This is a genomic window from Anoxybacillus sp. ST70, from assembly GCF_019553625.1.
Taxonomy (GTDB): Bacteria; Bacillota; Bacilli; order Bacillales; family Anoxybacillaceae; genus Anoxybacillus; species Anoxybacillus gonensis.
This window is the reverse complement of sequence record NZ_JAHZOF010000001.1, coordinates 109,092-131,800: the sequence shown is the minus strand read 5'-3', so window position 1 is coordinate 131,800 and position 22,709 is coordinate 109,092. Positions and strand designations below refer to the sequence as shown.

Below are 22,709 nucleotides of genomic sequence, written 5' to 3'. Positions count from 1 at the left end.
AGGAGGGAGCGGCATGTTAACGCCAAAACAAATTGTTGAAAAGCTTGATCAGTTTATCGTCGGTCAGCATGAAGCAAAAAAAGCGGTAGCGATCGCATTAAGAAATCGTTATCGCCGCAGTTTATTAGATGAAAAGTTGCGCGATGAAGTCGTGCCGAAAAACATTTTAATGATTGGACCGACGGGTGTTGGAAAAACAGAAATTGCACGTCGATTAGCGAAACTTGTTGGCGCTCCGTTCGTAAAAGTAGAGGCAACGAAATTTACGGAAGTCGGTTATGTCGGTCGCGACGTAGAATCGATGGTGCGCGATCTCGTTGAAACGTCTGTGCGCATCGTGAAAGAGAAAAAAATGAACGAAGTAAAAGAACAAGCAGAGCAATTAGCGAACAAACGGCTTGTTGAACTGCTTGTACCTGGGAAAACAAAACAGCCAATGAAAAATCCGTTTGAACTTTTGTTTGGTGGGGCAGTGGAACAACAAACGACAAACGGCAGCGAAGATCAACAACTCGCCGAAAGACGAAGACAAGTCGCTTGGCAATTGGCCAATGGGCAGTTAGAAAACGAAGTAGTGACGGTTGAGATCGAAGAGCAACAACCGATGATGTTTGACTTATTCCAAGGCGCTGGCATGGAGCAAATGGGCGTAAATATGCAAGATATGTTAAGTAGCTTTATGCCGAAAAAGCGAAAAAAACGAAAATTAAAAGTAAAAGAAGCGCGCCACGTGCTTGCGAACGAAGAAGCGCAAAAATTGATCGATATGGACGAAGTAACGCAAGAAGCGATTCGTCTAGCAGAACAATCAGGCATCATTTTTATTGACGAAATCGATAAAATTGCTCGGAAAGGGCAGGTTGGTTCATCAGCTGACGTTTCGCGTGAAGGTGTGCAACGCGACATTTTACCGATCGTTGAAGGTTCAACCGTCATGACGAAATACGGACCGGTCAAAACGGACTATATTTTATTTATTGCAGCTGGGGCGTTTCATATGGCGAAACCGTCCGACTTAATTCCAGAATTGCAAGGGCGTTTTCCGATTCGCGTTGAATTGACGAAACTTACCGTAGATGATTTCGTGAAAATATTAGTTGAACCGAACAATGCGCTTTTAAAGCAGTATATCGCTTTACTTGCTACAGAAGGTATACAACTTGAATTTTCTGACGATGCTATTCGTAAAATCGCAGAAGTCGCTTTTGAAGTGAATCAACAAACGGATAACATTGGTGCACGTCGCCTTCATACAATTATGGAAAAATTGTTAGAAGACTTATTGTATGAAGCGCCAGACGTACATCTTGAAAAGGTCGTTATTACTCCACAATACGTGGAACAAAAACTAGGGAACATTGTAAGAAATAAAGATTTAAGTCAGTTTATTTTATAAGGAGGATGCGATATGAACTTACTTGAAAAAACGAGAAAAATTAATGCGATGCTGCAAAATGCGGCTGGAAAGCCTGTGAACTTTAAAGAGATGGCAGAAACGCTTTGTGAAGTCATTGAAGCAAACATTTTCGTTGTGAGCCGTCGCGGAAAGTTGCTCGGCTTTGCTATTAAACAAACGATTGAAAATGAACGAATGAAAAAAATGTTAGCGGATCGTCAATTTCCAGAAGAGTATACGAAAAGCTTATTTAATATTACAGAAACATCGCCAAATCTCGATATTAATAGTGAGTATACGGCATTTCCGATTGAAAATAAAGACTTGTTTAAAAATGGCTTAACGACGATCGTGCCGATTATCGGTGGCGGGGAACGCCTTGGAACGCTCATTTTATCTCGATTAGATAAAGAGTTTCACGATGATGATTTAATTTTAGCTGAATATGGAGCGACAGTTGTTGGAATGGAAATTTTGCGTGAAAAAGCAGAGGAAATTGAAGAAGAAGCGCGCAGCAAGGCAGTCGTGCAAATGGCGATCAGCTCTCTTTCATATAGTGAATTAGAAGCAATCGAGCATATTTTCGAAGAATTAGATGGGACAGAAGGCTTGCTCGTTGCAAGTAAAATTGCTGATCGTGTCGGCATTACGCGTTCAGTCATTGTTAACGCACTTCGTAAACTAGAAAGTGCCGGAGTCATTGAATCTCGCTCGCTCGGAATGAAAGGAACGTACATTAAAGTATTAAACGATAAATTTTTAACGGAACTCGAAAAATTAAAACATCATTAAAAAAAGCAGGCATCTTTCTCGCAAAGATGCCTTTTTTGTTAAAGTATGTGAAAAATAGTCCATTCTTCCCTATATACATTCGACAAATAATTTTTTACAATAAAGATGGCTTTGTCGAACGGTGTCTGAATAAGGAGGAATATGCTGTGGAATTGTTTTCGAATACGTTCCAAATATTAGAACAAGGATTGAATTATTCATCATTAAAGCAAAGAGTGATCGCAAACAATATTGCAAATGTTGATACACCAAACTTTCAAGCGAAAGATGTTCAGTTTCGTAATGAATTTCAGCAAGCGTTACAAGCGTATCGTACCGATCCTCGTCACTTTGAGTTTAAAGGGCGCACAAACAAATTTTTCGTGACAACTAAAAATGATCTTGTTTACAATCATAATAAGAATAATGTCGATCTAGATAAAGAAATGTCAGATTTAGCAAAAAATCAAATGTATTATAACGCTTTAGTTGAAAGATTAAATGGAAAGTTTAACTCCTTAAGAACAGTCATTAAGGGGGGGGAATAATACATGTTTCAAAGTTTTAATGTGTCTGCCTCTGCGTTGACTGCTCAACGATTGCGCATGGATGTCATTTCAGCAAATATGGCGAACGTCGATACGACACGTGCCAAAATGGTCGATGGAAAGTGGCAACCGTATCGTCGAAAGATGGTTGTTATGCAACCAAACGAATCGTTTTCTTCTTTTTTGAATCAAGCGATGAACGAGCGATCAACAGGCGGGGTGAAAGTGACGAAAATTATCGAAGATCAGACTCCTTTCAAACTTGTGTATGATCCATCTCATCCCGATGCGGATGAAAACGGATATGTGCAGTTACCAAACGTCGATCCGTTGAAAGAAATGGTTGATTTAATGAGCGCCACGCGTTCATATGAGGCGAACGTGACGGTATTAAATGCCACGAAAGGGATGTTAATGAAGGCGTTAGAAATCGGAAAATAGGAGGAAAAATGATGATTGATCGCATTCAACGCGCATTGCCAGCCGCGCAGCCGCACTCGATAGAGCCTGCGAAAGCACAACAGGCGTTTTCACAATTTTTAAAAGAGGCGATAAATGAAGTAAATAGACAGCAAATTGAATCAGATCAGCTAACGACTAAGTTAGTGAAAGGAGAAAATATTGACTTACATACGGTCATGATTGCCTCTCAAAAAGCGAGTATTTCGCTTCAATTAGCTCTTGAAGTGCGTAACAAAGTGATTGAAGCGTATCAAGAAGTAATGAGAATGCAAGTATAATGACCTCAAGAGATAGCGGAGGAAGCGTATGAACGAACGATTAAAGCAAGTGATAGAACGATTTAAATTGTTTTGGAGCGAAAGAACAAAACAGCAAAAAGCTGTGACAATAGGACTAATTGGGGCGTTGATCGTCGCTGTTGCGCTCACTGCTTTTTTTGCGACGCGAACGAACTTTGTTCCTCTCTATAGCAATTTATCCCCGCAAGAAGCAGGGCAAATTAAAGCGACGCTTGATCAGCGGGGAATTAAGTCACAAATTACCGATAACGGTACGACGATTTTAGTGCCTGAACAGCTTGTTAACACATTAAAAGTTGAATTAGCCGCAGAAGGCATTCCTGATAGCGGAAGTATTGATTATTCATTTTTCGGAAAAAACTCTGGTTTCGGGATGACGGATAATGAATTTAACGTGTTGAAAATTGAGGCGATGCAAACGGAACTCGCTAATTTAATAAAAAGTATCGACGGGGTAGAAGATGCAAAGGTCATGATTAATCTACCCCAGCCGACCATCTTTGTTGGTGACCAACAGGAAGAGGCATCTGCGTCCATTGTGTTGAAAACCAAGGCGGGATATAAATTTAATGAACAGCAAATTAAATCGCTATATCACCTTGTTTCCAAAAGTGTGCCGAACCTTCCTACTGAAAATATCGTTATTATGAATCAATATTTTGAGTACTTTGATTTAAAAAATGAAGAAAATTTTTCGTCAGGCAAAACATTTGCTGAACAATATGAAGTGAAACAACAAATTGAGCGCGACATTCAACGCCGCGTCCAACAAATGTTAGGAACGATGATTGGACAAGATAAAGTTGTCGTTTCCGTTACAGCAGACGTGGATTTTACGCAAGAAAACCGTCAAGAAGAGCTTGTTGAGCCAGTCGATAAAGAAAATATGGAAGGCATCGCAGTAAGCGTCCAGCGCATTACTGAAACGTTTTCCGGCAAAGGAGCTCAAGCAGGTGGTACAGTAGGAACGGGAGAAAACGCCGTACCAGGATATGAAGGAGCAAATGGCGAGACAAACGGGGATTATGAGCGCATTGAAGAAACAATTAATAACGAGGTTAATAGAATAAAAAGAGAAATTGTAGCAAGTCCTTATAAAATAAAAGATTTAGGCATTCAAGTGATGGTTGAGCCACCAAAACCAAACGATCCGAATTCACTTCCTGCCCAGACGGTAGATGATATAACGAAAATTTTAGGTACGATTGTGCGGACATCAGTCGATAAAGATATGGCTCAGCAATGGACAGAAGCGGATTTACAGAACCGCGTCGTTGTTTCGGTTCAACCATTTAATGGGAAAGTGAAGTTTGACGAACAAACATCAATCATTCCGACATGGGCATATATTGTTGGTGGCGGAGTCATCGTGTTGTTGCTTGTTTTGATCATCTTTTTATGGTTGCGTAGAAGAAAAAGAGAGGAAATGGACGATTTATTATTACAAGAAGAACAAGTGGCCATACAAATTCCAGATGTAAATGAGGAAGTGGAGACAGAAGCAACGTTGCGCCGTAAACAACTAGAAAAATTAGCAAAAGAAAAACCAGAAGAGTTCGCTAAATTGCTAAGAACATGGTTAATGGAAGAGTAAAGGGGGGGATTGGATGGCAAAGCGCGATCAAAAAAGTGAATTAACAGGGAAACAAAAAGCGGCCATTCTCCTCATTTCGCTTGGCCCAGATGTTTCTGCATCTGTTTATAAACATTTGTCTGAAGAAGAAATTGAGCAGTTGACACTTGAAATTTCGAATGTTCGCCAAGTTGATGCCGAGAAAAAGGAATTCATTTTAGAAGAATTTCACCAGATCGCTTTAGCACAAGACTATATTTCGCAAGGCGGTATCGCTTACGCCAAACAAGTTCTTGAAAAAGCACTTGGTCCAGATCAAGCGATGAATATAATTAACCGTCTAACGTCTGCGTTGCAAGTACGTCCTTTCGATTTTGCTCGCAAAGCGGATCCGACTCAAATTTTAAACTTTTTACAAAATGAGCATCCTCAAACAATCGCTCTCGTGTTATCGTATTTGGATCCAGCGCAAGCAGGGCAGATTTTATCATCGTTGTCACAAGAAATGCAGGCTGATGTAGCAAGAAGAATTGCTCTTATGGATGGAACTTCACCAGAGATTATTAACGAGGTAGAGCAAATACTAGAAAGAAAACTGTCGGCGACAGTAGTCCAAGATTATACGCAAGCTGGTGGCATCGAAGCGGTTGTTGAAGTGTTAAATGGTGTTGATCGGGCAACTGAGCGCACGATTTTAGATGCGCTTGAAATTCAAGACCCAGAATTAGCAGAAGAAATTAAAAAGCGCATGTTTGTCTTTGAAGATATTGTTACACTTGATAATCGTGCTATTCAGCGTGTTATTCGAGAAGCAGATAACGCTGACTTGTTACTCGCATTAAAGGTATCTAGTGATGAAGTGAAAGAGGTTATTTTCCGAAATATGTCAAATCGTATGGCTGAAACGTTTAAAGAAGAGATGGAATTTATGGGACCAGTTCGCCTTCGCGATGTGGAGGAGGCACAATCACGTATCGTTGCTGTTATTCGTCGTCTCGAAGAAGCTGGAGAAATCGTTATTGCTCGAGGTGGAGGGGATGATATTATTGTCTAAATTGATTAAAGCCCCGTTTGCTAGAACGTGTACAGAACAACGAGCAGTCATTCAAGTGAGAAAAGTGTTGCCAGACGTGCAACAAGAGGAATATGAGCAACATGACGAAGCGATGACAGCACACGTACAAACGATCATTGAACAAGCAGAACAGGAAGCGGCAAACATTCGTCAAGAAGCCGATATGTATTACGCATCTGTTCAACAACAAATTGCGGAAGAACGAAGACAATGGGAAGAAGAACGAAATCGGTGGGTGAAGGAAGCGCGTCAAGAAGGATATACGATCGGGTTAGAACAAGGGCGCCGAGACGGATTTCAACAATACATGGAAAAGATCCAAGAAGCGAAACAAATCGTGCAATCAGCAAATGAACAATTTTATCACATGTTGCAGTCGGCCGATGAAACGATTTTGCTTATCGCGTGCAAAGTGGCGGAACGAATTATCGGTGAACGTCTCGCTGAAAATAAAGAACATTTTCTCGGTCTTGTCAAACAAGTCATGAAAGAAGTTCGTGAACATGAAGAAGTGAAAATGTATGTTCACCCGACTTACTACGATGTTGTCATTCGCCAAAAAGATGAGCTGAAAGCTTTATTTAGTCAAGATGTTCATTTATTTATTTACCCGGATGACACATTGGCTGAAACAAGTTGCATTGTTGAATCGCCTTTTGGTCGCATTGATGCAAGCGTTGACACGCAACTTGAGCAATTGAAGTTACAATTGCTCGAACGAATCGAGGGGGCAAGTGAATGAACTGGCAAGCACTCATCAATGAAATCGAACTGCTCGACCCGTATAAACGATTTGGTAAAGTGACGCGCGTCATCGGCTTAATGATTGAAGCAAAAGGACCAGAAAGTTCCATTGGGGATGTGTGCTACATTCATATTGGTCATAAAAAAAAGAAAAAAATTCAGGCAGAAGTTGTAGGCTTTCGTGACGAGTACGTGCTTTTAATGCCGTATGCAGCCGTTCAAGACATCGCACCAGGGTGCATTGTCGAAGCAACGGGTGCCCCGCTCGAAATCAAAGTCGGTTCAGCGCTTGTAGGACGTGTTATTGACGCATTAGGTGCTCCGCTCGATCATCAGCCGCTTCCGAAAGGGCTGACGGCTGTTCCGATCGATCGCCAACCGCCAAGTCCGATGACGCGTCCACCGATCGCGGAGCCCATTGAAGTCGGCGTGAAAATGATCGACAGTTTGCTTACGGTTGGAAAGGGGCAACGTGTCGGTATTTTTGCTGGGTCTGGCGTTGGAAAAAGTACATTAATGGGAATGATTGCCCGCAACACAAACGCTGATTTAAACATTATTGCTCTTATTGGAGAACGCGGACGTGAAGTGCGAGAGTTTATTGAACGTGACCTCGGTTCAGAAGGGTTAAAACGTTCCATTGTCATTGTTGCCACGTCCGATCAACCAGCGCTCATGCGCATTAAAGGGGCGTATACAGCGACAGCTATTGCCGAATATTTTCGAGATCAAGGATTGAACGTGATGTTTATGATGGATTCCGTTACACGCGTTGCAATGGCGCAGCGTGAAGTCGGACTAGCCGTCGGAGAACCACCGACAACGAAAGGATATACGCCGTCTGTTTTTGCTATTTTACCAAAACTGCTTGAGCGGACGGGAACGAATGAACACGGAACGATTACTGCTTTTTATACGGTGCTCGTTGACGGCGATGATATGAACGAGCCGATTGCAGATACAGTTCGTGGTATTTTGGATGGACATTTCGTATTAGAACGACAACTAGCAAACAAAGGTCAATATCCGGCAATTAACGTATTAAAAAGCGTCAGTCGCGTCATGAACTACATCGTAACGCCAGAACATCGAAAAGTAGCGGAAAAGTTGCGCGAGTTGTTAGCAACATACGTTCAATCTGAAGACTTAATTCAAATCGGTGCGTACAAACGAGGGTCATCGCGGGAAATTGATGAAGCGATTCGTTACTATCCAAAAATTATTTCTTTTTTAAAGCAAGATATGCACGAATCATACACAATAAACGAAAGCGTTCAACAGTTGTTTCAACTTATTGAACAAGGGTGAATAAACGATGACACCATTTAAATTAACAAAAATTCTAAATTTAAAAGAACATGAAAAACAAAAGGCGTTGCATGAATATGAAGAAGCACGTAACCGTTTTGAAGAGGTGGCGGAAAAACTATACCACTTCTTAAAGCAAAAAGAAGATTATGAGGAACAACATAAACAACAATTACACTCTGGGATAGCGATTCAACATATTCGTTCGTTTCAACAATTTATGAGCAATTTGCAACGCGTCATCGACCATTATCAACATCTTGTTATGCAAGCCCGTCAACAAATGGAGTTGAAACAACTGAAGTTAGTTGAATTAAATGTAGAAGTGAAAAAATACGAAAAAATAAAAAAGAGATATGACGAAATGGTTGCGACACAAATGCGAATCGCAGAACAAAAACAGATGGACGATATTTCAATACAGCAATATTGCTATCGAGAGACAAGGTGAACGTCAATGGGACAGTTTGAAAAAGAAGAGATGAAAAAAACAAGTAAGTTTCAATGGTTTCTTTTTGTCGGTTTTATCCCACTGTTATTTACACTTTCAATTGTTTTGCTCGTTTTAACATTCTCTGGTATTAACGTATTTGAACAAGGGAAAAAATATGCAAGTCAATTGCCGTTCGTATCGCAATGGATTGAAGGAACGGAAGCAAACGAAAAAAAGAAGCTGCAACAACAAATCGTTGAACTAAAGGCAACGATTGTTGAAAAAGAGAAGCAGCTGACAAAAGCGAACGATGTGCTTAAAGAAAAAGAATCAGAAATCGATGCATTGAAGCAAGAAATTGCTCGTTTGCAAACGGAAAACGAACAAGTTCAAGATCCAAGGTCGTCGATAGAGCAAACGAACGGTTCACGCGTTGATGTTGTAAAAATGTATGAAACGATGTCTCCGAAAAAAGCAGCAGAAATTATTCCACAAATGTCGGATCAAGAAGCAGTCAATTTATTGTCAAAGTTAAAAACAGATAAAGTTTCATCTATTTTAGAAAAAATGGACGCGGTAAATGCCGCAAAATATACGAGCTTGCTTGCGAAAAAAGCAAACAATTGAATTGAAAGGAGGTGGAAATGTGAACATTACGCCTGTTTCTCCGACAGTTTCATTTGTTGGACAAGACAAGCAAGGAGAAGTTCCAACGGGAGCTGAAAATGTGTTTGCCAGCGTGCTTGCATCATTGCAACAGTTAAAACAACCCGTTTCACAAAATAATTTTGAGCAACAAGAAAACACAGAGTTAATTGATTGGGGAGAATTGCAAAAATGGCTTTGTGAGCTTCCTATTTCCGACGGGTACGCAGATAGGCAAATATTATCCCATGAAATTATTCAATCGTTTCTTTCATTTTTGCCAGAACAAGCGAAAGAATATATCGTTGAACAATTTTCGACCTCTCAGGCTTTTGAAGAGATTTTTTCGCTAAAAGAAGGCCGAAATGAAGAAGTGGATGAGTTTATGCTTTTCATGGCGCTATTTCAGTTGGAGCAAAAGGGATGGTCGATCCCGGAGCAAGTGATGGAGAGCGTGCGTACATTGTTTAGTACCACATTTAAAGTGAACATCGGACAAAGTTGTACGATCAAAGAGATGTTGCAAAAGTTAATGGAAAATGAGCGCGCTTCTTTATCACTCGCCAGTAACGAGAAAACGGTACCTGATGTGAAACGACAGATGACTTTTGCCGGGACGTTGTTGCCAGAGCAACAAACGTGGCATACAGTTCAAAAAAATGTTATGCCCTTGTCAAAAAGTGAACAAATGATTGTTTATATGCCTGAGCATACATTCCAGGTCGCTCAACAAGTTACGGAAAAAGTTGTTCCGTTTGAAATGCAAACGATTGATACGACAAATGAAACCGCATTTGCAGCTCAACTAGATCGGGTAGTGCGCATGAGTAAGTTCACGCAGTTGAGAAACGGAGCACAACAGTTGCTTGTTCGCTTGCATCCTGAACATTTAGGTTTTATGACCATTAAACTTATTCAACAAAAAAATGGTTTAGTTGCTAAAATTATTACGTCGACAGAGATGGCCAAGCAACTAGTGGAACGCCATATCCATCAACTTTCTCATGTAATAGCTACAGATCGTATTACCGTTGAACAGTTTAACGTATTTGAACAAACAAAGTTTCGCGATCATTCATTCCAGCAACAGCAGCAACAGCAAAAACAGCAAGAGAAGCAAAAAGAAGAGAAAAGGCAACCAGATCAATCTTTTGATGAGTGGATAACAGAGTTGTTTCAATCGGAAAGGTAAGAGGTGATATGAATGACAGCGATTGATTCGAGTTTACTTTTGTCAAAGCGACAAGTTGAGCAACGTGAAACAGGGAGAAGCTCATTAGGAAAAGATGATTTTTTGAAAATTTTAATTGCTCAATTGCAACATCAAGATCCATTAAATCCAATAGAAGATCGTGAGTTTATTTCGCAAATGGCGAATTTTTCATCGCTTGAACAAATGATAAATATGTCAAATATGATGAGCAAATTTATCGAAACACAAACAGATACGTCAGAAAAACTTGTGACCACGTTAGATTCGTTACAAAAGTTGATTCAACAACAAGTAACTCCATCTCTTGCTCAGTATAGCGAATGGATTGGCAAAACAGTCACATGGGATGAACAAAGCGGAATTGTGAAAGCTGTCGTTCAAAAAGGAACGGAAGTATGGTTAGAGCTTGAACAAGGGGAAACCGTTTTAGCCTCTCGCGTCACAAAAGTGTCGCAATAAGTAAGCAAGGAAATGAATCGCATTCAATTTTTTACACACTCTGCTTATCTTGCTGAAAAACAACGTGCAGTAGCTTTAACAAGGTATCAATCGTTCCGACATGTGCTTTTTTGGTTAAAAATAAGCAAGTATGCCCAACAGCTTTACAAGAACGATATATAATGATGCTATTATATAAGGCTGAATCTTTTCAGAGGTTCAAAAGCGCGCAGAATAATTGAAGCCTTTTATTTAAAATCGTTAAGAAAGGGAGAGGTTTTATGCTACGTTCTATGTACTCTGGAATCGGAGGAATGAAAAATTTCCAAGTAAAATTAGATGTAATCGGAAATAACATTGCCAACGTAAACACATATGGTTTTAAAAAGGGACGTACTATTTTTAAAGACTTAGTTAGCCAACAAATTTCAGGAGCAAGTGGTGCGTCAGGAGGGAAAGGTGGAGTTAATCCAAAACAAGTGGGTCTAGGTTCTCAATTATCAGCTATTGATACAGTGCATACTCAAGGTAGCTTGCAAACAACAGGCCGCGTTCTTGATTTGGCGATTTCTGGAGATGGATTCTTCGTTGTTGGAAATGTAGCAACTCCACCTGGTGCTGCCACAAATTTAGCATATACGAGGGCGGGGAATTTTTATCTTGATCAAAATGGAGATATTGTAAATGCGGATGGTTTTTATTTAGTAAATACAGCTGGGCAATCAATAAGAATACCATCTACGGCCCAAAGCATGAGTATCGGTGCAGATGGAACAGTTAGTTATGTGGATGCTTCAGGGAACTTGGTGACTGCTGGGACAATACGTTTAGCAAAATTTAATAACAATGAGGGACTAGAGAAAGTAGGGCAAAATCTTTATCGACCAACAACAAACTCTGGTGCAGCGGTTAATACCTCTCCGGGACTGAACGGAGCAGGAATACTAGTCCCAGGTACGTTAGAAATGTCAAATGTTGACTTAGCGGAGGAATTCACGGAAATGATCGTTGCGCAACGAGGATTCCAAGCAAACACGCGTATTATTACGACATCAGACGAGATTTTGCAAGAACTTGTTAACTTAAAACGGTAATTAAAAATAAAAGGAGGTAGGGGGGCTTCCCCTGATACATAATGATTCAATTAACACATTTAAATGGTAAAGCTTTTATTTTGAACGCTATTTACATAGAGCAAGTTGAAGCATTCCCGGATACGACAATTACGTTAACGAATGGTAAAAAGTTTGTTGTGAAGGAATCCGTTGAAGATGTTAAGCGGTTAGTAGAGACATTTTATCGCGACATTTCTGTTCTTGGATTAAGGAGAGATGTGGAGGGATTCGACGTTGAAGGACAATAAACTATTGAAAGCGATGCTCATAATTATGGGGGTTATTACGCTTGTCAGCGTTATTGTACTTGTTATAGTAATGAATTTTACAGGGGGGGAAGATTCAAAAGAACCAACTGTTGATGAAATTGTTGCAAGCTCGTTTGATGTGCCGGAGATGATGACGAATTTAATGGATGGCAGTTTCATTAAAATCGCTTTTAAAATTCAAGCGGATAGCGAAAAGGCGAAAGAAGAAGCGGAAAAGCGTGATTTTCAAATCAAAAATATCATTATTGAAGAATTGTCAGAAATGACGGCAGAACAGTTTAAAGGAAAACAAGGGAAACTACTTTTAGAAAAAAAATTGCAAGAGAGAATTAACAAGCTCATGCAAGAAGGAAAGGTTGAGAGAATTTATATAACCTCCTTTGTTTTGCAATAATGAAATAAAAATACCGATAGGAGGTGAGAGTTGTGGCGGGAGAAGTACTATCACAAAGTGAGATAGATGCCTTGCTTGCGGCATTATCCACCGGAGAGATGAGTGCTGATGAGCTGAAAAAAGAAGAAATGGAGAAAAAGGTGAAAGTATATGATTTTAAACGAGCTCTTCGATTTTCGAAAGACCAAATTCGCAGTTTAACGCGTATGCACGAAAACTTTGCTCGTTTATTGACGACTTTTTTTTCCGCTCAATTGCGCACTTATGTGCATATTTCAGTTGCTTCAGCTGATCAGTTACCTTATGAAGAATTTATTCGTTCTATCCCCAAAATGACGATTTTAACTGTTTTTGAGTTACCACCGCTCGATGGAAGGATTTTATTAGAAGTAAATCCTAATATCGCTTATGCTATGTTGGATCGTGTATTAGGCGGACATGGAACAAGTGTAAATAAGATTGAAAATTTAACAGAAATCGAAATGAAAATAATGACAAGCTTGTTTGAAAAAGCGTTTGTAAATTTAAGAGAAGCGTGGGAATCAATCACTGATATCGATCCAATTCTAAAAGATTTCGAAGTCAATCCACAATTTTTGCAAATGGTATCGCCAAACGAAACAGTCGTTGTCATTTCTTTAAATACACAAATTGGGGATGTTAGTGGGATGATTAATATTTGTATTCCACACGTTGTTTTAGAACCAATTATTCCAAAGCTTTCAGTTCATTATTGGATGCAAGCGCAAAAAAAAGAACGTGAGCCAGAAGAAGTAGCAGTATTGCAACAAAGACTAAAAAAGACGGAAATACCTGTTGTCGTGGAGTTGGGCACATCAATGATTTCTGTACAAGAGTTTCTACAACTTTCCGTTGGTGATGTCATTCAACTCGATCAAATGACAAAAGATCCTTTAATAGTAAAAGTGGGAGAAGTACCAAAGTTTACTGGACAACCAGGAAAAGTGAGGAAGAGATTAGCAATACAAATTCTAGACGTCATAAAGGAGGAAGACGGCGATGATGAGTGACGATATGTTATCTCAAGATGAGATTGATGCGTTGTTGGGGGGAATAGATGAAGAGCCGCTGCCGTCTAGCACAATTTCCATTAATGATGTGTTGACACCAATAGAACAAGATGCTCTTGGTGAAATTGGAAATATTTCATTCGGTAGTTCCGCAACGGCGTTATCTATGTTGTTAAATCAAAAGGTGGAAATTACGACTCCGAGTGTATCTTTGATTGAACGTGCGCGTGTTGCAGAAGAGTTCCCACATCCATACGTCGCTATTCAAGTCAGTTACACGGAAGGTTTTTTAGGAACAAATTTGCTTGTCATAGAGCAATCTGATGCAGCCATTATTGCGGACTTAATGATGGGGGGAGACGGAACAAACCCACCAGCATTCATGGATGATATTCAACTTAGTGCTGTGCAGGAAGCAATGAATCAAATGATGGGGTCAGCTGCGACATCAATGTCGACGATTTTCAGTAAAAAAGTTGATATTTCTCCACCGAGCATACATCTTCTCGACTTATCTGAAGGAGAAGGATTAGAGTATTTGCCATCGGATGATATGCTTGTGAAAGTATCCTTCCGTTTAAAAGTAGGAGAATTAATTGATTCAAGCATTATGCAATTATTACCGATTCATTTTGCAAAAGAATTAGTCGAAAATTTATTAAATCGATCTAGTACAAGTACCCCAACATCAGATAAAATAAATACGAATGAGCAACGGCAAGAAGCGCAGCATGTATCGTCGAAAACAACAAGTGTGACAACGCAACAAGTGCAAAAAGAAGCTTCGCAACATGACACTACTGGGGTGATGCAACAGCCGATAAACGTCCAACCTGTTGCTTTTGCAAGTTTTGAACCAACATCTCTATCAGAAACAGAAGCACGCAATTTAGATATGTTATTAGATATTCCGCTTCAGGTGACAGTTGAATTAGGGAGAACGAAGCGGTCTGTGCGGGACATTTTAGCTCTATCTTCAGGTTCTATTATTGAACTTGATAAGCTTGCTGGAGAACCGGTTGACATTTTAGTAAACAATAAATTAATTGCCAAAGGTGAAGTCGTTGTTATTGATGAAAACTTTGGGGTACGTGTCACAAGTATTATTAGCCAAAGTGATCGATTAAATAAATTGCGGTGAAAGGGAGGAACTAAAAAATGGCAAGAATTTTAATTGTTGATGATGCTGCATTTATGAGAATGATGATTAAAGATATTTTAACGAAAAATGGGCACGAAGTGGTGGCAGAAGCAGCAGATGGTATGCAAGCTGTCGAAAAATATAAAGAACTTCGTCCGGATCTAGTGACAATGGATATTACAATGCCAGAGATGGACGGGATTACAGCACTTAAAGAGATTAGAAAAATTGATAGTAATGCTAAGGTGGTCATGTGTTCAGCAATGGGACAACAAGCAATGGTCATTGATGCGATTCAAGCGGGAGCAAAAGATTTCATTGTCAAACCGTTCCAAGCAGATCGCGTCATTGAAGCAATTAATAAAACACTCGGTTAGAGGTGGGATTCATTGCGCTATATTCGCATCATGATGTTGTGCGCGTTCGTTGTTCTGCAGGCAGTTTCCCCTGCTTTTGCAGAACAAACGAATAGCGTCAAAGAATGTGTAGAGCATCCAGAAAGGTGTAAAGAACAACAAATGAATGAGGCAAGCAAAGCGGAAACGGTTGTTCAGCCAGATCCAATTACGTTTTGGGATTTTGCGAAACTGATCGCTGCAACTGTTTTTGTTGTGTTTTTGTTATATGCGCTTTTAAAATGGTTGAATAAACAAAACCGATTTTATGAGCGAAAAGGACTCATTCAACATTTAGGTGGGACAAGTTTAGGAACAAATCGAACGATTCAAATTGTGAAAATTGGTCGACGTGTGTTTGTTGTCGGTATAGGGGAATCGATTCACTTATTGAAAGAAATTACGGACGAACAAGAAATTGAAGAATTGCTTAAGCAACATGAAGCGCGGCTTGATTCATTGCTTGATACGAGCGTATGGAAATCGCTGCAATCGTTTTGGCAGCGGAAAGCGAGCGAACCTCGTTTTCGTCAGTTGATGGATCGCGAGTTACAACGGTTGGCTGAAGAGCAAAAAAAAGCGATGAGAGCGCTAGAAAAAGAAAGGGATCCAGATGAATGAAGTGATGCAATTTTTTAACAATAGCGCCCCTGAAAATGTAGCGACATCTGTGAAGTTGTTATTGTTGTTAACCGTGTTGTCGATTGCGCCAGGCATTTTAATTATGGTGACGTCGTTTACGCGCATCGTCATCGTCTTATCGTTTGTCAGAACAGCGCTCGGCACGCAACAAATGCCGCCAAACCAAGTGATCATCGGGCTATCGCTATTTTTAACATTTTTTATTATGGCACCGACATTTCAACAAATTAATCAGGACGCATTACAACCGTTATTTGATGAAAAAATTAACTTAGAGCAGGCATACGAGCGAGCCGAAGCACCATTAAAAGAGTTTATGAGTAAACATACGCGCCAAAAAGATTTAGCTTTATTTTTAAGCTATGCAGGGGCTGAACAGCCAAAAACAATGCAAGATATTCCAATGTCAGCACTTGTCCCTGCTTTTGCGATTAGCGAATTAAAAACGGCTTTTCAAATCGGCTTTATGTTATTCATCCCGTTTTTAGTGATTGATATGATTGTTGCAAGCGTATTAATGTCGATGGGGATGATGATGTTGCCGCCAGTCATGATTTCGTTGCCGTTTAAAATTTTATTATTTGTTCTTGTAGACGGTTGGTATTTAGTTGTGAAATCATTATTAGAAAGCTTTTAAAGTAGGTGGGAAAAATGAGTCCCGATTTTGTCATTCAAGTTGCAGAACGCGGCGTGTATATGGTGCTCATCATATGTGGTCCGCTCATGTTACTTGCGCTTGCGGTCGGATTGTTTGTCAGCATTTTGCAAGCAACAACGCAAATTCAAGAACAGACGCTAGCGTTTGTTCCAAAAATTGTTGCCGTTCTCATCGGTCTCGTTTTTTTTGGACCGTGGATGCTTTCGCGCATGATTTCGTATGCATACAATATTTTTAGTAACTTAAGTAAATTTGTAGGATGAAGAGTATGGAGTTATATACGTATGTACCAACGTTTTTGCTTATTTTTGCGCGCGTCGCTTCGTTTTTTGCGACAATGCCACTCTTCTCTTATCGAAACGTGCCAAACGTTCATAAAATCGGTTTTGCCTTTTTCATTAGTTGGATCATGTTTTTTTCACTTGATCCAAAACCAATTGATATTGACGGAACGTATATGATATTGCTAATAAAAGAAGTGCTTGTCGGGCTGTTGATTGGGCTTGTTGCGTTTATTGTTATGTCAGCGATTCAAATTGCAGGTGGATTCATTGATTTTCAAATGGGATTTGCAATTGCAAACGTCATCGATCCGCAAACAGGAGCACAAAGCCCATTAATGGGACAATATTTATATACGATTGTTTTGTTTTTTTTACTCTCCGTCAATGGACATCATTTGTTGTTAGACGGTATTTTTTATAGTTATCAGTTCATTCCACTCGAGCGCCTGATTTCTTTCGGAAATGGACAAATCGCAGAACAAGTCGTTCGTTTATTTCAAGCGATGTTTGTCATTGCGTTACAAATGGCTATTCCTATTGTCGGCTGTTTATTTTTAGTGGATGTAGCGCTTGGTATTGTCGCGCGCACAGTTCCGCAAATGAACATTTTTGTTATTGGATTACCCGTAAAAATCATCGTTAGTTTTGTTTTGTTTGTCATTGTATTTTCAAGCATGTTTGTCGTGACAAAACAATTGTTTGAATTCACTTTTACGTCGATGCGCGGCATGATGAAGCTGTTGGGGGGCGCGTAGCGTGAGTTGGTTGTCCGTTGATTTACAGTTTTTTGCTGGAGAAAAAACAGAAAAAGCAACGCCGAGAAAACGGCAAGAAGTGCGAAAAAAAGGACAAGTAGCGAAAAGTGCTGATGCGACTGCAGCTTTTTTAATGCTCGTCGTTTTTCTTACTCTCTCGTTTTCTTCAGGGATGTGGGGAGATGTGATTGTACGAATGTTTCGTCAATCTTTCCAACATTATTTTTTCATGGATGTAACGATTGATTCTGTGCAGCTTATTTTCGTTGACCTTCTTCGCCAGCTTGCGATGCTCGTTGGACCTATTTTTTTGGCCGCGATTGCCGCAGCGCTATTTGCAAATTTTGTGCAAGTTGGCTTTTTATTTACGACGGAACCGCTGCAAATGAAACTAAGTAAACTCGATCCGATTCAAGGGTTAAAGCGCATCTTTTCGCTCCGCTCACTTGTAGAATTGTTAAAGTCGATTTTAAAAGTGCTGTTTGTTGGCGTTGTGACCTTTTCAGTTTTATGGTTGCACATGGGTGATATTTTATCGCTATCCCATAAATCGATTGGTGCTAGCGCGATCACGCTTGGACGTTTAACGATTCAAATGGGACTCGTTGCTTCTGTTGCTCTACTATTTCTTTCGATGTTCGATTATTTGTATCAACGGTACGATTTTGAAAAAAATATTCGTATGTCAAAGCAAGATATTAAAGATGAATATAAAAAGACAGAAGGAGACCCGCTCATTAAATCGCGCATTAAGCAAAGACAGCGGGAAATGGCGATGCGTCGCATGATGCAAGAAGTGCCGAAAGCGGATGTTGTCATTACAAACCCAACGCATTTTGCTGTTGCGTTAAAGTATGATGAACAACAAGCGGATGCTCCGATCGTTGTTGCCAAAGGGGCGGACTATATGGCGCAAAAAATAAAAGATATTGCTAAAAAAAATGATGTGATGATTGTTGAAAATCGTCCGCTTGCGCGCGCACTATACGGTCAAACAGATATCGGCATGATCATTCCGGAAGCTTTTTTCAAAGCGGTAGCAGAAATTTTAGCGTACGTTTATAAAACGAAAAATAAACTTTAATTTTATGTATGTGAACAGGAGAGAACGTTTATGTCGGCAAGGGACTTATCTGTATTACTTATGGTTGTACTCATTGTAGCGATGCTCATCATTCCCCTACCATCATGGTTGCTTAGTGTCCTCATTATTATGAATATTTCTCTTGCGTTGCTCGTTCTCTTAACATCAATGAATATGCGCGAACCGCTCCAATTTTCGATCTTCCCTTCGCTTCTCCTTTTGCTCACATTATTTCGCCTTGGTTTGAACGTTTCAACGACTCGCTCGATTTTGAGCAGAGGAGAAGCAGGAGGAGTAGTTGAAACGTTTGGAACGTTCGTTATAGGCGGAAACGTTGTTGTTGGCTTTGTTGTCTTTTTAATTTTAATTATTATTCAATTTGTCGTCATTACAAAAGGAGCAGAGCGCGTATCAGAAGTTGCGGCACGCTTTACGCTCGATGCGATGCCGGGAAAACAAATGAGCATTGACGCTGATTTAAATGCCGGCATCATTTCTGAACAACAAGCGAGAGAACGACGTGAAAAAATTGCGCAAGAAGCAGATTTTTACGGTGCCATGGATGGAGCGAGTAAGTTCGTGAAAGGTGACGCGATCGCGGGAATTATTATTGTATTAATTAACATGTTATTTGGAATCGTCATCGGCATGGTGCAACAAGGGATGGACATTGGGGAAGCGGCAAGAAGATATACGCTATTAACCGTTGGGGACGGAATTGTTAGCCAAATTCCGGCGTTATTAATTTCAACGGCCACTGGTATTGTCGTTACTCGTGCGGCTTCTGATGATAATTTAGGTGCCGACATTATGCGACAGCTGTTTGCGTATCCGAAAATGTTATATGTCACAGCGGGGACCATTTTTTTACTCGGTTTGTTTACGCCAATTAATGATTTGTTAACGATTCCGGTTGCTTCTTTGCTTGCCTTCGGGGCATATCAATTAACAAAACAAGCTCATGTGTCAGAAATAACAACAGAAGAGACAGAAGAAGAAATTGAAGTGGACCAAATGAAAAGTCCAGAAAGTGTTGTTAGTTTATTAAGTGTCGATCCGATTGAATTTGAGTTTGGGTACGGACTTATTCCACTCGCTGACGCCAATCAAGGCGGAGATTTATTAGATCGCATCGTGATGATTCGTCGCCAACTTGCTTTAGAGCTCGGCATCGTCATTCCTGTTGTTCGCATTCGTGATAACATTCAACTGCAGCCGAATGAATATCGACTAAAAATTAAAGGAAATGAAGTCGCGCGTGGCGAGTTGTTGCTTGATCATTATTTAGCGATGAGCCCTGGCGTTGATGATGATTCCATTGAAGGAATCGATACGATTGAACCGGCATTCGGTTTGCCAGCAAAATGGATTTCTGAAGAAATGAAAGAGCGAGCCGAAATGTTTGGATATACAGTCGTTGATCCACCATCTGTCGTATCGACGCACATCACCGAACTGTTAAAAGCACATGCGCATGAGTTGCTCGGTCGTCAAGAAACGAAGCAGTTAATCGATCATGTCAAAGAATCGTATCCAATTTTAGTTGAAGAGGTGACGCCAAATCCGTTATCAGTCGGCGATATTCAAAAAGTGCTTGCGAACTTATTGCGTGAAAAAGTATCCATCCGCAATTTGCCGGTTATTTTTGAGACGCTTGCTGATTTTGGACGAATGACAACAGATCCGGATCTTTTAACAGAATATGTTCGTCAAGCGCTCGCACGTCAAATTACAAGCCAATATGTTATCGAAGGGCAGCCATTGCGTGTCATTACATTATCAGGAAAAGTTGAAAAAATGCTTGCTGAAGGTGTGCAACAAACGGAACATGGTAATTATTTAGCGCTTGATCCTGTTGTTTCACAAGCGATTATTGAAGCAATAGCCATGCAAATTGAACAATTTCCGTTTCAAGATCAATCGCCAATTTTACTGTGCTCTCCGGCTGTGCGCATGTATGTTAGACAATTAACCGAACGATATTTCCGTCATGTTCCGGTCTTGTCGTATAATGAACTTGAAGCAAATGTGGAAGTTCAAAGTGTTGGGGTGGTGAATGTGGAATGAAAGTAAAAAAGTTTGTTGCTTCGTCTATGCCAGAAGCGATGAAAATGATTCGCGCGGAACTTGGAAATGATGCCGTTATTTTAAACTCGAAAGTCGTACAAAAAAAAGGCTTTCTCGGTCTATTTTCCCGAAAAAATATTGAAGTGATTGCTGCCATTGATCCGAAGCCAACCACTCCGCCTGTTCAAAAAATGAAAGAAAAACGGAAAGAGCGCACAGAACCATTGCGTGATGAACAGCTATTAAAAGAAATTCATGAGTTAAAAGCGACGATCCGTCAGTTGTCACAAGGAGGGGGTGTTGAGCATTACCCTGCTCCGTTAAAAGCAATAGATGCTCATTTAATTGACCAAGAAATAAGCGATGATGTGCGAGCGATACTCATGTCTACTTTGTTACAACGATGGTATACATCAGGGGCGAACGGATCGCATGACGAAGTAAAGAAATGGTTTTATGAGGAAATTGTAAACACATTATCCCCTTTCTCGTTCGGTGGTATTTCTTTCCAAAAAAAATTCGTTAACGTTGTTGGACCAACGGGGGTTGGGAAAACGACGACACTGGCGAAAATGGCAGCCGATTGCGTCATTAAACATAGAAAAAAAGTGGCGTTTATTACGACGGATACGTATCGCATTGCGGCGATTGATCAGCTAAAAACATATGCAAAAATTTTAAATGTACCAATTGAAGTATGTTACAATCTTGAAGATTTTCGCCAAGCAAAAGAGAAGCTTACATCGTACGATATTGTTTTTATTGATACGGCCGGAAGAAATTTTCGCAACGTCCAATATGTGAATGATTTAAAAGAAATGATCGATTTTAATGAAGAAATGGAAACATTTCTCGTATTATCGTTAACAGCGAAATGGAGAGATATGAAAGAAATTTATACGCAGTTTTCGCTCATTCCGATTCATAAATTTATTTTCACGAAAATGGACGAAACGAGTCGGCATGGGGCGATGTTAAATATGATGGTTCAATGCGGTATCGGTACAGCGTATATGACGAACGGGCAAAACGTGCCTGACGATATCGTTGAAGCTACTCCACAACTTGTGGCAAATATGATTACTGGGGTCGAGCAACAATGATGAGAGATCAAGCGGAAAGCTTACGTTTACGTGTGAAAAAAATGCAACACGGTTCAGAAACGAAAGCGATTGCTGTGTTAAGTGGAAAAGGTGGCGTTGGAAAGTCGAACGTTTCGCTAAACTTTTCATTAGCGCTACGTCAACGAGGTAAACATGTATTGTTGTTTGATATGGATATTGGAATGGGGAATATTGACATTTTACTTGGACAAACGTCATCATATACGATTATCGATATTTTTCGTCCAAACGTGACTATTCATGATATTATAAAGACAGGACCGAATGAGTTGGCGTTTATTCCAGGGGGAACAGGATTCACAGAAATTTTTCATATGGACAAACAGCAAGTGGAATATTTTATTGAACAATTGCAATTCGTTTCTGAACAATATGATTACATCATTTTTGATATGGGAGCCGGGATGTCTGAAGATCGTCTTCAACTGTTAAAGGCAGTTGATGATATTTTCATCGTGACGACGCCTGAACCAACAGCTTTAACTGATGCATACGCGACGATGAAATACATTCATTTAGCGAGCCCACAACTTCCGATTTATGTGTTAGTGAATCGTGTTCGTTCGGACAAAGAAGGCATGGAAACGTTACAACGTTTAAAACAAGTAGTGAAACGTTTTTTAGGAAAAGAGCTACATGCCTTAGGATATGTGCCAGAAGATCGGACAGTAAGCACAGCCGTTATTCGCCAAACACCTTTTCTTTTGTTTGATCCGAGTGCTAAGGCAAGCAAGGCGCTCGTACAAATGACAGATCGCTATTTAGCAGATGAAGAGCATGAGGAGAAGGGGAAACGTCCGTTTCACTTTTTTGTCAAGCTCCGTCAATACTTTTTAGAAAGGTAG

Annotated in this window: 27 protein-coding genes; all 27 read left to right on the top strand. The window is 40.1% G+C overall.

The features are described from left to right. The first annotated feature begins 13 nt into the window (after nt 1-13). The 27 genes from hslU to K1I43_RS00535 all read left to right on the top strand — a co-directional run bounded on the left by hslU (nt 14) and on the right by K1I43_RS00535 (nt 22,709). Nucleotides 14-1,396: an ATP-dependent protease ATPase subunit HslU gene (gene hslU / locus K1I43_RS00665; RefSeq protein ID WP_009732879.1), complete on the top strand. Its 1,383-nt coding sequence runs from the start codon at nt 14-16 to the stop codon at nt 1,394-1,396. A gap of 12 nt (nt 1,397-1,408) precedes the next feature. After that, nucleotides 1,409-2,188, top strand: a complete 780-nt coding sequence (gene codY, locus K1I43_RS00660) for a GTP-sensing pleiotropic transcriptional regulator CodY (RefSeq protein ID WP_019418408.1) — start codon at nt 1,409-1,411, stop codon at nt 2,186-2,188. Nucleotides 2,189-2,334: 146 nt separating this feature from the next. Continuing rightward, a complete protein-coding gene (gene flgB, locus K1I43_RS00655; protein ID WP_019418409.1) occupies nt 2,335-2,715 on the top strand; it encodes a flagellar basal body rod protein FlgB in 381 nt (126 codons plus the stop codon). Between the two features lie 3 nt (nt 2,716-2,718). Further along, nucleotides 2,719-3,156 carry a flagellar basal body rod protein FlgC gene (gene flgC, locus K1I43_RS00650; RefSeq protein WP_019418410.1) on the top strand — a complete coding sequence of 146 codons (438 nt, stop codon included), beginning with the start codon at nt 2,719-2,721 and terminating at the stop codon, nt 3,154-3,156. A gap of 11 nt (nt 3,157-3,167) precedes the next feature. After that, on the top strand, nt 3,168-3,455 hold the full coding sequence (gene fliE / locus K1I43_RS00645) for a flagellar hook-basal body complex protein FliE (RefSeq protein ID WP_019418411.1): 288 nt from the start codon (nt 3,168-3,170) through the stop codon (nt 3,453-3,455). Between the two features lie 28 nt (nt 3,456-3,483). Further along, complete coding sequence (gene fliF, locus K1I43_RS00640) at nt 3,484-5,070, top strand: flagellar basal-body MS-ring/collar protein FliF (protein ID WP_019418412.1); 1,587 nt, start codon at nt 3,484-3,486, stop codon at nt 5,068-5,070. Nucleotides 5,071-5,083: 13 nt separating this feature from the next. Next, on the top strand, nt 5,084-6,103 hold the full coding sequence (fliG, locus tag K1I43_RS00635; RefSeq protein WP_019418413.1) for a flagellar motor switch protein FliG: 1,020 nt from the start codon (nt 5,084-5,086) through the stop codon (nt 6,101-6,103). After that, the gene (gene fliH / locus K1I43_RS00630) at nt 6,087-6,866 is read left to right on the top strand and encodes a flagellar assembly protein FliH (RefSeq protein WP_019418414.1); all 780 of its coding nucleotides are present in this window, start codon (nt 6,087-6,089) and stop codon (nt 6,864-6,866) included. Before fliG ends, fliH begins: the two co-directional genes overlap by 17 nt. Next, nucleotides 6,863-8,176: a flagellar protein export ATPase FliI gene (gene fliI, locus K1I43_RS00625; RefSeq protein ID WP_019418415.1), complete on the top strand. Its 1,314-nt coding sequence runs from the start codon at nt 6,863-6,865 to the stop codon at nt 8,174-8,176. Before fliH ends, fliI begins: the two co-directional genes overlap by 4 nt. Before the next feature lie 7 nt (nt 8,177-8,183). Continuing rightward, complete coding sequence (gene fliJ, locus K1I43_RS00620; RefSeq protein ID WP_019418416.1) at nt 8,184-8,627, top strand: flagellar export protein FliJ; 444 nt, start codon at nt 8,184-8,186, stop codon at nt 8,625-8,627. A 6-nt stretch (nt 8,628-8,633) separates the two neighbouring features. After that, the gene (locus K1I43_RS00615) at nt 8,634-9,236 is read left to right on the top strand and encodes a MotE family protein (RefSeq protein ID WP_019418417.1); all 603 of its coding nucleotides are present in this window, start codon (nt 8,634-8,636) and stop codon (nt 9,234-9,236) included. A 19-nt stretch (nt 9,237-9,255) separates the two neighbouring features. After that, nucleotides 9,256-10,446 carry a flagellar hook-length control protein FliK gene (locus K1I43_RS00610; protein WP_019418418.1) on the top strand — a complete coding sequence of 397 codons (1,191 nt, stop codon included), beginning with the start codon at nt 9,256-9,258 and terminating at the stop codon, nt 10,444-10,446. A 12-nt stretch (nt 10,447-10,458) separates the two neighbouring features. Beyond that, on the top strand, nt 10,459-10,926 hold the full coding sequence (locus K1I43_RS00605) for a FlgD family protein (protein ID WP_019418419.1): 468 nt from the start codon (nt 10,459-10,461) through the stop codon (nt 10,924-10,926). A 260-nt stretch (nt 10,927-11,186) separates the two neighbouring features. Further along, the gene (gene flgG, locus K1I43_RS00600) at nt 11,187-11,999 is read left to right on the top strand and encodes a flagellar basal body rod protein FlgG (protein WP_019418420.1); all 813 of its coding nucleotides are present in this window, start codon (nt 11,187-11,189) and stop codon (nt 11,997-11,999) included. Between the two features lie 41 nt (nt 12,000-12,040). Then, nucleotides 12,041-12,268, top strand: coding sequence for a flagellar FlbD family protein (locus tag K1I43_RS00595; RefSeq protein ID WP_019418421.1), 228 nt, complete (start codon nt 12,041-12,043; stop codon nt 12,266-12,268). After that, complete coding sequence (gene fliL, locus K1I43_RS00590; RefSeq protein WP_019418422.1) at nt 12,237-12,683, top strand: flagellar basal body-associated protein FliL; 447 nt, start codon at nt 12,237-12,239, stop codon at nt 12,681-12,683. The genes K1I43_RS00595 and fliL overlap by 32 nt, the downstream gene beginning before the upstream one ends. Before the next feature lie 32 nt (nt 12,684-12,715). After that, nucleotides 12,716-13,714 carry a flagellar motor switch protein FliM gene (fliM, locus tag K1I43_RS00585; RefSeq protein ID WP_026011816.1) on the top strand — a complete coding sequence of 333 codons (999 nt, stop codon included), beginning with the start codon at nt 12,716-12,718 and terminating at the stop codon, nt 13,712-13,714. Next, nucleotides 13,704-14,855: a flagellar motor switch phosphatase FliY gene (gene fliY, locus K1I43_RS00580; RefSeq protein ID WP_019418424.1), complete on the top strand. Its 1,152-nt coding sequence runs from the start codon at nt 13,704-13,706 to the stop codon at nt 14,853-14,855. Before fliM ends, fliY begins: the two co-directional genes overlap by 11 nt. Nucleotides 14,856-14,872: 17 nt before the next feature. Next, nucleotides 14,873-15,232, top strand: a complete 360-nt coding sequence (locus tag K1I43_RS00575) for a chemotaxis protein CheY (protein ID WP_019418425.1) — start codon at nt 14,873-14,875, stop codon at nt 15,230-15,232. 12 nt (nt 15,233-15,244) lie between these two features. After that, complete coding sequence (gene fliZ / locus K1I43_RS00570; RefSeq protein WP_220382588.1) at nt 15,245-15,871, top strand: flagella biosynthesis regulatory protein FliZ; 627 nt, start codon at nt 15,245-15,247, stop codon at nt 15,869-15,871. Beyond that, nucleotides 15,864-16,529, top strand: coding sequence for a flagellar type III secretion system pore protein FliP (gene fliP, locus K1I43_RS00565; RefSeq protein ID WP_019418427.1), 666 nt, complete (start codon nt 15,864-15,866; stop codon nt 16,527-16,529). The genes fliZ and fliP overlap by 8 nt, the downstream gene beginning before the upstream one ends. 14 nt (nt 16,530-16,543) lie before the next feature. Beyond that, nucleotides 16,544-16,813 (top strand): flagellar biosynthesis protein FliQ, encoded by a 270-nt coding sequence (gene fliQ / locus K1I43_RS00560; protein ID WP_026011817.1) that lies wholly within the window; start codon nt 16,544-16,546, stop codon nt 16,811-16,813. Then, nucleotides 16,810-17,589 carry a flagellar biosynthetic protein FliR gene (gene fliR / locus K1I43_RS00555; protein WP_019418429.1) on the top strand — a complete coding sequence of 260 codons (780 nt, stop codon included), beginning with the start codon at nt 16,810-16,812 and terminating at the stop codon, nt 17,587-17,589. The genes fliQ and fliR overlap by 4 nt, the downstream gene beginning before the upstream one ends. A gap of 1 nt (nt 17,590) precedes the next feature. Then, nucleotides 17,591-18,673 carry a flagellar biosynthesis protein FlhB gene (gene flhB, locus K1I43_RS00550; protein ID WP_019418430.1) on the top strand — a complete coding sequence of 361 codons (1,083 nt, stop codon included), beginning with the start codon at nt 17,591-17,593 and terminating at the stop codon, nt 18,671-18,673. 30 nt (nt 18,674-18,703) lie between these two features. Continuing rightward, entirely contained in the window at nt 18,704-20,740 is a 2,037-nt protein-coding gene (gene flhA / locus K1I43_RS00545) for a flagellar biosynthesis protein FlhA (protein WP_019418431.1), read from the top strand. After that, nucleotides 20,737-21,843 (top strand): flagellar biosynthesis protein FlhF, encoded by a 1,107-nt coding sequence (locus K1I43_RS00540; protein ID WP_019418432.1) that lies wholly within the window; start codon nt 20,737-20,739, stop codon nt 21,841-21,843. The genes flhA and K1I43_RS00540 overlap by 4 nt, the downstream gene beginning before the upstream one ends. Continuing rightward, entirely contained in the window at nt 21,840-22,709 is an 870-nt protein-coding gene (locus K1I43_RS00535) for a MinD/ParA family protein (RefSeq protein ID WP_019418433.1), read from the top strand. The genes K1I43_RS00540 and K1I43_RS00535 overlap by 4 nt, the downstream gene beginning before the upstream one ends.

Coding starts and splice junctions, on each gene's coding strand:
- fliH (WP_019418414.1), top strand. CDS start 6,087: ATGATATTATTGTCTAAATTGATTAAAGCCCCGTTTGCTAGAACGTGT.
- fliY (WP_019418424.1), top strand. CDS start 13,704: ATGATGAGTGACGATATGTTATCTCAAGATGAGATTGATGCGTTGTTG.
- codY (WP_019418408.1), top strand. CDS start 1,409: ATGAACTTACTTGAAAAAACGAGAAAAATTAATGCGATGCTGCAAAAT.
- K1I43_RS00535 (WP_019418433.1), top strand. CDS start 21,840: ATGATGAGAGATCAAGCGGAAAGCTTACGTTTACGTGTGAAAAAAATG.
- fliI (WP_019418415.1), top strand. CDS start 6,863: ATGAACTGGCAAGCACTCATCAATGAAATCGAACTGCTCGACCCGTAT.
- flgC (WP_019418410.1), top strand. CDS start 2,719: ATGTTTCAAAGTTTTAATGTGTCTGCCTCTGCGTTGACTGCTCAACGA.
- fliQ (WP_026011817.1), top strand. CDS start 16,544: ATGAGTCCCGATTTTGTCATTCAAGTTGCAGAACGCGGCGTGTATATG.
- K1I43_RS00605 (WP_019418419.1), top strand. CDS start 10,459: ATGACAGCGATTGATTCGAGTTTACTTTTGTCAAAGCGACAAGTTGAG.
- hslU (WP_009732879.1), top strand. CDS start 14: ATGTTAACGCCAAAACAAATTGTTGAAAAGCTTGATCAGTTTATCGTC.
- K1I43_RS00540 (WP_019418432.1), top strand. CDS start 20,737: ATGAAAGTAAAAAAGTTTGTTGCTTCGTCTATGCCAGAAGCGATGAAA.
- fliE (WP_019418411.1), top strand. CDS start 3,168: ATGATTGATCGCATTCAACGCGCATTGCCAGCCGCGCAGCCGCACTCG.
- fliP (WP_019418427.1), top strand. CDS start 15,864: ATGAATGAAGTGATGCAATTTTTTAACAATAGCGCCCCTGAAAATGTA.
- fliF (WP_019418412.1), top strand. CDS start 3,484: ATGAACGAACGATTAAAGCAAGTGATAGAACGATTTAAATTGTTTTGG.
- flgG (WP_019418420.1), top strand. CDS start 11,187: ATGCTACGTTCTATGTACTCTGGAATCGGAGGAATGAAAAATTTCCAA.
- K1I43_RS00575 (WP_019418425.1), top strand. CDS start 14,873: ATGGCAAGAATTTTAATTGTTGATGATGCTGCATTTATGAGAATGATG.
- fliR (WP_019418429.1), top strand. CDS start 16,810: ATGAAGAGTATGGAGTTATATACGTATGTACCAACGTTTTTGCTTATT.
- fliG (WP_019418413.1), top strand. CDS start 5,084: ATGGCAAAGCGCGATCAAAAAAGTGAATTAACAGGGAAACAAAAAGCG.
- K1I43_RS00595 (WP_019418421.1), top strand. CDS start 12,041: ATGATTCAATTAACACATTTAAATGGTAAAGCTTTTATTTTGAACGCT.
- fliL (WP_019418422.1), top strand. CDS start 12,237: ATGTGGAGGGATTCGACGTTGAAGGACAATAAACTATTGAAAGCGATG.
- fliJ (WP_019418416.1), top strand. CDS start 8,184: ATGACACCATTTAAATTAACAAAAATTCTAAATTTAAAAGAACATGAA.
- flhA (WP_019418431.1), top strand. CDS start 18,704: ATGTCGGCAAGGGACTTATCTGTATTACTTATGGTTGTACTCATTGTA.
- K1I43_RS00615 (WP_019418417.1), top strand. CDS start 8,634: ATGGGACAGTTTGAAAAAGAAGAGATGAAAAAAACAAGTAAGTTTCAA.